Genomic DNA, 6,742 nt, shown 5'->3' with positions numbered 1-6,742 from the left:
TTGATGATCTCTTCAGACGAGCATTTAACTTCTACAATTTCAAATTTACTGCCTGCCTCATCAGCTATTTTTTTAGCACGATGTCTATCTTGTATTTCAGCAAAAGTTGCATCTAAAATGACAGTATTTTTATCCAGTAATAATTTTTTTGCTCTAGAAAACATTTCATCATAAATGTGTATTATTTCTTCTTTGCCGTATGTAGGATTTTTGATCAGTTTTTTTCTTATAACATCAGTTCTAAGTAAAATAGCACCTATTTTTTCGGCAATTTTAGTAGCAACAATTGTTTTTCCGACTCCTTGGAGCCCACAGACTATAATTAACATAGGTTTGAAAATAAAATCAATTGCACACAACGGCTGAGTGTATGAGCCGTAAGGGATTGCGGGCTATATACGTATCCTACCAGTAGAAAATTTGATACGGGAGATAACCTTTGCAAACCGCTGAAACCCTTATGGATTATACACTTTATTGTGCGTTTGTGCTACTGTTCATTACTTATTAATGTTTCCAATTTATAATTTTATTACTCCTTAAACTATCAAGATGCGAGCAAGAATTATTTCTATTATTACCGTCAATGATTTGAATTAACCAATCACTATACATAGGATTAGGTATAATAATAAATCTACTGCTAAAATTCTCTTTATATTTGTTTATACTGTCTTTAATTTGCTCTTCTGTGCCACTCTTTATGACGTCAAAAACTTTATTAAAATCAGTCATTTGATCACCACATAAAAGTAAAATTTCACAATTCATTTCATTCTCAATTTTTAAGCGTCTTTTTTCTTTAGTGGATTTTCCTGTCAGCGTTGTATCACCTTTTGTTTTCAATAATAAATGTGTCTCATCAGCGAATGGGAGATTAAATTTTTTTAAATTCTGTAAAGTTGGTTTAAAAAGCAGGTCGTTTTTTCTATCAGAAACATAAAAAACCTCGCATCCCAAATCTTTTGCAAAATTTAAAAAATCAACAGTTCCGGGTAATGGCTCTGCCTTGGTATCTTGTACCCAAGCATTCCAACTCGAATCAGAATAAACACTATTGGTAAAATAAAGCCATCCCTCATAAGGACTATTGTTAAGAATTGTCCCATCAATATCAACTACCACCGCATTCTTTTTTCCTTTATAAACCTTGTGTTTAAGGTTATAAGCAAGCGCCTTTTTTGCTACATTATAACTTTGAAGATATAAAGCATGCATTTCCGGAGAATGCTGAAACCATAATATAGATTGAGATAAATATTCACTGTTTTGGCAACAATGAAGTTTGTTTTCCAAACTATCAATACGGTTCTGTAAAACCTTTATATTGTCTGTCTGTTGATTACAACTGAATAGTCCAAGTGCCAGTATTAGGAAAACTGTTTTTTTCATTTTGTTGTTAATTTAATGTTTATACTATCGCTAAAGCATGACGCACAACGCCAGTCCGTCTAATAACTTCCCCATCGTTTTGAGATTAAGGAATAAAGGTACAAATATTCAGAGAAAAATGATATGATTTTTTTTAAAGAAAAAGTAGCTCATAACGTATTTTATTGGATTTTTAAACAGTCTTATGGCCGGAATACGCTTAATTAATGGCGCTAAAATGATTTAAACAGTCTGTTTCAGGTCATTCAAGCCAAGGATGGACATAGGTCTCCGAAAGAGGTAAGCGCTGAAGTGTATCGATAATCCTTACCGGATTATTCAGTTCTATTTTTTCTTCCAGGGAAGATTCGATGAGAACAATCTGTGAGCGGGGTTTTCCTTGTATGTGCACTGAATGTTGCCGGTTGAGCGAAGGTAGAGAAGCAAAACCGGTTTACATTCAGTCATCCCGATGAGAATCTTCCGAATCGGGATAATCCATACATTAAAAGTAGCCCAAACACCCGTCAATACAAGGGAAAGAACTAATAAGTTATAAACAAAATCCGTGTTGAAAGAGAAAGGTTTTTAGACAGTCTGACGTTTCGCGTGTATGAAATGTTGGGGATTTCGGAGCTGAATACCTATCAACTGATACGATCATTACAAACGAGCGAAACACTCAGCAAATCATTGAATTCCCAACATTTTATGTCTGTTGTTTGCAGCTGGTATATATTTATTTAATCATTCGACAACAATCAGTTGTTAAGAAATCAAGCAAATATTTCACTTGAAATCGTACTCATAGTTTATTTCCTTTTCGATGAAACCATTTTTATTTACAACTTTGATTGTTTTAATGTTGTTTTTGTCATTATATGTGAATAGTAATTGGCGTTTTAATTCATAACTGGGAAGGTATTTATTCAGCGATTTGCACAAAACTGAAATCAAAGCTCCTCCAATATCATACCCAAATTCATATTTCTCCTTCGTACCTTTTGACTTATTAAAGTACGTAATTCGAGAAATTTTGTCTTTGTCGTATTCATAATTTATTTGCACAGAAAATTTATTTTTCATGATTTCCTTTTGTGATATATAGCCATTGCTATACTTACAAAAAATTAGATTCGGGGTCTGTTGAAACCTATTTTGCTTTATTATAGTTAATGTATCATCCCAATAAAAATATTCAATTGAGTCAATAGCAACACCTTTTTTATTTAAAGTTAATACTTTAGATAAACTACCAATGGCATTATATTGAAAACAGTTATTCGAAACAAACTTTCTCTTTTTTGTATAGATTTCTTCTTTGAAAATCTTCTCACTTGTTAAAATCTCATTTGAATAGCGACTTTCATCAAACACAATATAGCTTTTCAGTCCATTCGTGGTCTTGCGAATTATCACTGAATCTAATTTACTGGTTGTAGTTGTCAGAATTCGATTTCCGGGTTTATATTTTAGGCATGATATTAAATTCCCACTTTTGTCAAATATGACTTTTTCACCTGTTTCATTATCGGGCAATTGGTAATCGGTTGTAACGACAGAATCTGATTTTTGCAAATTGATAGTATATAACAACCTATCTTTGGACAGAGCATTCAATAAGAGAGTCGAATCAGTAGGAATGTAATTTAAAAAAGAAACATTTAGTGTTTTAGTAAACTCCTTTAGTATTATATCCTTTTTAGCAAATATATCATCCTCGATAAAATTGTTCTTCACAAAAAAATCATTATCAATATAATGTATGCTACCAAAAATCATCACCCAAGGTGATATGACTGTAATAGGTATTTTGACATCGAAATTGTTGAATATTTGCGACCACAGTATATTATTAAAATAGTTGGTCGCTGTTGTTTTATACTTGGTTTGTGAATAGCCATTCAAGCCAATAAGAACCGTTAGTAATAAAATTAATCTTTTCATCCTTTTATTATTTTTAAAACACTGATATTATGTTTAATAACTACAAAGCTATAGCAAAATTTTCCCTTACTAAAGGTGTCATTATTAAATTATTCTGATCAGTAATCGGTCGAATACTGGCTGCTAACGCCAGTTCGTCTAATAACTTCCCCGTCGTTTTGAGATTAAGGAATAAAAGTACAAATATTCAGAGAAAAATGATATGACGTAATTTTTTAGGGAAAAGTAGCTCACGACGTATCTTATTGGGTTTTAAACAGTTTTATGGCAGGAATACGCTTAACTAATGACGATAAAATGTTTTAAACAGCCTGTTTCAAGCCATTCAAGCTAAGGATGGACATAAGTCTCCTATAGAGGTGAGCGATGAAGTGCATCGATAATCCTTACCGGGTTATCCAGTTCTATTTTCTCTTCCAGGGAAGATTCGATGAGAACAATCTGTGAGCGCGATTTTCCTTGTATGTGTACTGAATGTTGCCGTTTGAGCGAACGTAGAGAAGGAAAACCGTTTTTTATTCAGTCATCCCAATGAGAATCTTCCGAATCGGGATAATCCATACATTAAAAGTAGCTAAAACGCCCGTAAATACAGGGAAAAGAAGTAATCACAGGTATGAACCGCGGGGTAAGTCCCGGCCCCTTTTTCCGCCCCAAGGGGCGGAGTATTATACCTTCCGACTTTGTCGGGATTATTCGGCCTGTCGGCCTCATGAGATCGCTTCGCTAAGTTGTTCGACTTACAATTTTTAATGCGCCTTCGGCTTTCGAAAATTGAGTTTCAGTAATAAATTATAAACAAAATTGATGTTGAAAAGGAGAGGGTTTTTAGACAGACTGATGCTCGCCGAATAATGTGCTTTGTCCCACGTAAAACATAGTAAGAATCTCATGATAAAGCATTGGCAGAATGTCCGCAAAAGCAGGATCAGTAATGTATTGCTTACGCCTGGCAAAAATTCCTTAGAAACCCGAATAGAGGATCGCTTCAGCTAAAAAATATCTAAATGAAGTGAAAGAATAACAGGAGGATACAGCTTACAGTCAACCATTTGGTTGCAAATAATCAGAATCCATAGTCGAAAAGTGTATAGAAAGTTCGCAATCCAGGGATTTAGTTCAACGTGGACTTCATGCTGGGCACTACGTGCCTCATGAAGTCTTATTTATTAGCTGCCGTCATTATATTAATTGCTTTTTAAATTCTTTTATGTTTTTGTTTTTCCAAATGAAATTCCAAGGATATGGGGTAAAAAATATAAAAATGCTAAATAAGCCATTGATAATAAATAAATAATGAAAGCTCCCTTAATAATTTCTTTACTTCTATGTAAACCATTAATACTAAATTCTAATGTTTCATTATTTGCTGAAGTTTGTATATTGTTATAGAGTGAGTCAATATATGACTCCATAGATCCATAATTATAAGCAATGAGTCCGACAAGAATACAAGAAATTATTATTGCAATGCCCAATGCAATTTTCCTAAATCCCAATGGATGTTTGTAGGCAATAAATGCAAGACCTGTTATGGCAGGAACAAGCATTGTTATTATAATCGTTTGTGTGTTCATATTACATAGGGAAATAATATTATTTTATGGTGGTAGCTAACGTTCCGAGGATTTATGAAGATGGGGAATTAGACGCAACAACGTGTCTACTCTGTCGAAAGTAAGTAAGATGCACAAAAGTTTGGCTAAGCAATGAACGCACTTTTTCATAAATCCTTTGTTAGCTGCATGTGCTACTACTGGTTCGAGGCTATGTCGTCTCATACTTTATGGTATGTGAAATAGTTGTACCGCCATTTTTATTTCTTTGTTCTTGTCTGTTGGAAGAGAAAAAATGTAATTAAACCAACTTGTGTCGCTTGCCGCAAGTTCACGAATAAAACTGCCATGCTTTTTTGTCGCCTCTTTTGCTGTCTCTACTACTGCTGTCATATCCTTATTCTGAACAAAAACTACAACTGATGTTTTGGAATCTCTCCATGTCAAATAACCTAAAAGCTGATCAATGGTTTCCAAAAACTTTTTTTCTCCACTCCAGAATTTGCACTCTGCAACAAATACAACTGAGCTGTCATAGCGAAGAAGAATGTCTGTTTTTCCTGTTTTGTTGAATGTCTCTCCACTTGCACTACCAAACTCAAAATTCGGATCTAATGTTAATAAGATATGGTCACGCAAATCTTCTTCTCCTTTCTTTGCATAAACAGAAGGTAACCGTTCAAAGTTTTTCCCTACATCATTGATGATTTTCAAAATATTAATGTAGTTGTCATTGTCAAGTGTAGGTTCAGGTTTAAATCCTTTTTCAGTTACTACTGGTTTGATAGAAATTTTTTCCCGCAAGACGGGTTTTGGAATTGCAAATGTTTCTGATGTTGAAGGATTCTTTTTCAAAGGAACCCCTAACGATGAAAGGAAATCATTCTTCTTTAGAAGTTGTTGTCGTCTTCCTAATAGAGTTGAACGTATGAAACTCTCTAATCCACTATTGTATGCTTCAATTTCTTGTTTTAAGAAATTAAAGCAACTGAATAAATATCCCAATCTCTCATTATAAGCTCTTTTAATTTTCTCTGCATCGTTGTAAAAGTTGATGAACTCTAATTTTATTGTTTGTGTTCTGCTGTCAATAGGAATTTCAATTCCTATAACAGAGGTGAAAGTGTTCGGTCTGAAACGAAGTAGATCAATATTGCCTGTGTATGGAATATGATAAACGATAATGTCTTTCTTGAAGTATTTGCTCTTATCCATTATCATAAATTCCACTGGAAAGCGGTTCCCGGGAATTTCTTTTTCGTATGTGTCCACATAAACCTTGTCGGTATGAATTTCTGGAAAGTCAATGTGAAATTGACTTCTCAAATGTTCAATATATTGTGTCTCACCAACATTTAGGATGTAGCTTTCGCTTTCATTATCAATGCGGTCTTTTATTTCCGCATGCTTACTGCTAATTAAATTAGATGTTGTGTCTTCTGCATAAATTTTCATTTTGTCAGTTCCTTTTGTTCCTGTTGTTTGATGTTAGCACTGTCGCCAAGCATGGCTGCTAACTATCTTATAGCACCAACTCATAAAGTCCTGTTTGCACACTATTAGGGGTGTGGACAGGAGAGACTGAGTGGTGTGTTATATTAATTGCTGTTGTTATTGAGTCAATGATCATTAAAAGTGCGTTGGATGTTCTGGTAACTTTCCGAGCTAAACGATACTCCATCCATGTAAAGTTACAGCGTTTTTACATATAATAGCAATAGTGTCCGACTAAATTTTTAATCACAGGTATGAATCCCGGTGTAAGTTGAGTTTTACGAAATACCGCTCAAGCGGTGCCCCGGCCCCTTTTTCCGCCCCAAAGGGCGGTGTATTATACCTTTCGACTGTCGGGATTATTCGGTCTGTCG

At 34.3% G+C, this 6,742-nt stretch carries 6 protein-coding genes; all 6 read right to left on the bottom strand.

Translation table 11 applies throughout. The features are described 5' to 3' along the window. Positions 1-329: AAA family ATPase (locus NT175_02915; GenBank protein MCX6233662.1), on the bottom strand; the 329-nt coding region annotated here is incomplete at its 3' end. Between the two features lie 178 nt (positions 330-507). Continuing rightward, entirely contained in the window at positions 508-1,392 is an 885-nt protein-coding gene (locus tag NT175_02910; GenBank protein ID MCX6233661.1) for a 5'-nucleotidase, lipoprotein e(P4) family, read from the bottom strand. 241 nt (positions 1,393-1,633) lie between these two features. Continuing rightward, complete coding sequence (locus NT175_02905; GenBank protein MCX6233660.1) at positions 1,634-1,783, bottom strand: hypothetical protein; 150 nt, start codon at positions 1,781-1,783, stop codon at positions 1,634-1,636. Positions 1,784-2,160: 377 nt separating this feature from the next. Then, the gene (locus tag NT175_02900; protein MCX6233659.1) at positions 2,161-3,318 is read right to left on the bottom strand and encodes a hypothetical protein; all 1,158 of its coding nucleotides are present in this window, start codon (positions 3,316-3,318) and stop codon (positions 2,161-2,163) included. A 1,208-nt stretch (positions 3,319-4,526) separates the two neighbouring features. Then, positions 4,527-4,895: a hypothetical protein gene (locus NT175_02895; GenBank protein MCX6233658.1), complete on the bottom strand. Its 369-nt coding sequence runs from the start codon at positions 4,893-4,895 to the stop codon at positions 4,527-4,529. 207 nt (positions 4,896-5,102) lie between these two features. After that, entirely contained in the window at positions 5,103-6,329 is a 1,227-nt protein-coding gene (locus NT175_02890; GenBank protein MCX6233657.1) for a hypothetical protein, read from the bottom strand. Between the last annotated feature and the right edge of the window lie 413 nt (positions 6,330-6,742).

Source organism: Bacteroidota bacterium (assembly GCA_026391695.1).
Lineage (GTDB): Bacteria > Bacteroidota > Bacteroidia > Bacteroidales > JAGONC01 > JAPLDP01.
The sequence above is the reverse complement of the archived record's forward strand: the minus strand, read 5'-3'. Positions and strand labels throughout refer to the sequence as shown.

Coding starts and splice junctions, on each gene's coding strand:
- NT175_02895 (MCX6233658.1), bottom strand. CDS start 4,895: ATGAACACACAAACGATTATAATAACAATGCTTGTTCCTGCCATAACA.
- NT175_02910 (MCX6233661.1), bottom strand. CDS start 1,392: ATGAAAAAAACAGTTTTCCTAATACTGGCACTTGGACTATTCAGTTGT.
- NT175_02890 (MCX6233657.1), bottom strand. CDS start 6,329: ATGAAAATTTATGCAGAAGACACAACATCTAATTTAATTAGCAGTAAG.
- NT175_02900 (MCX6233659.1), bottom strand. CDS start 3,318: ATGAAAAGATTAATTTTATTACTAACGGTTCTTATTGGCTTGAATGGC.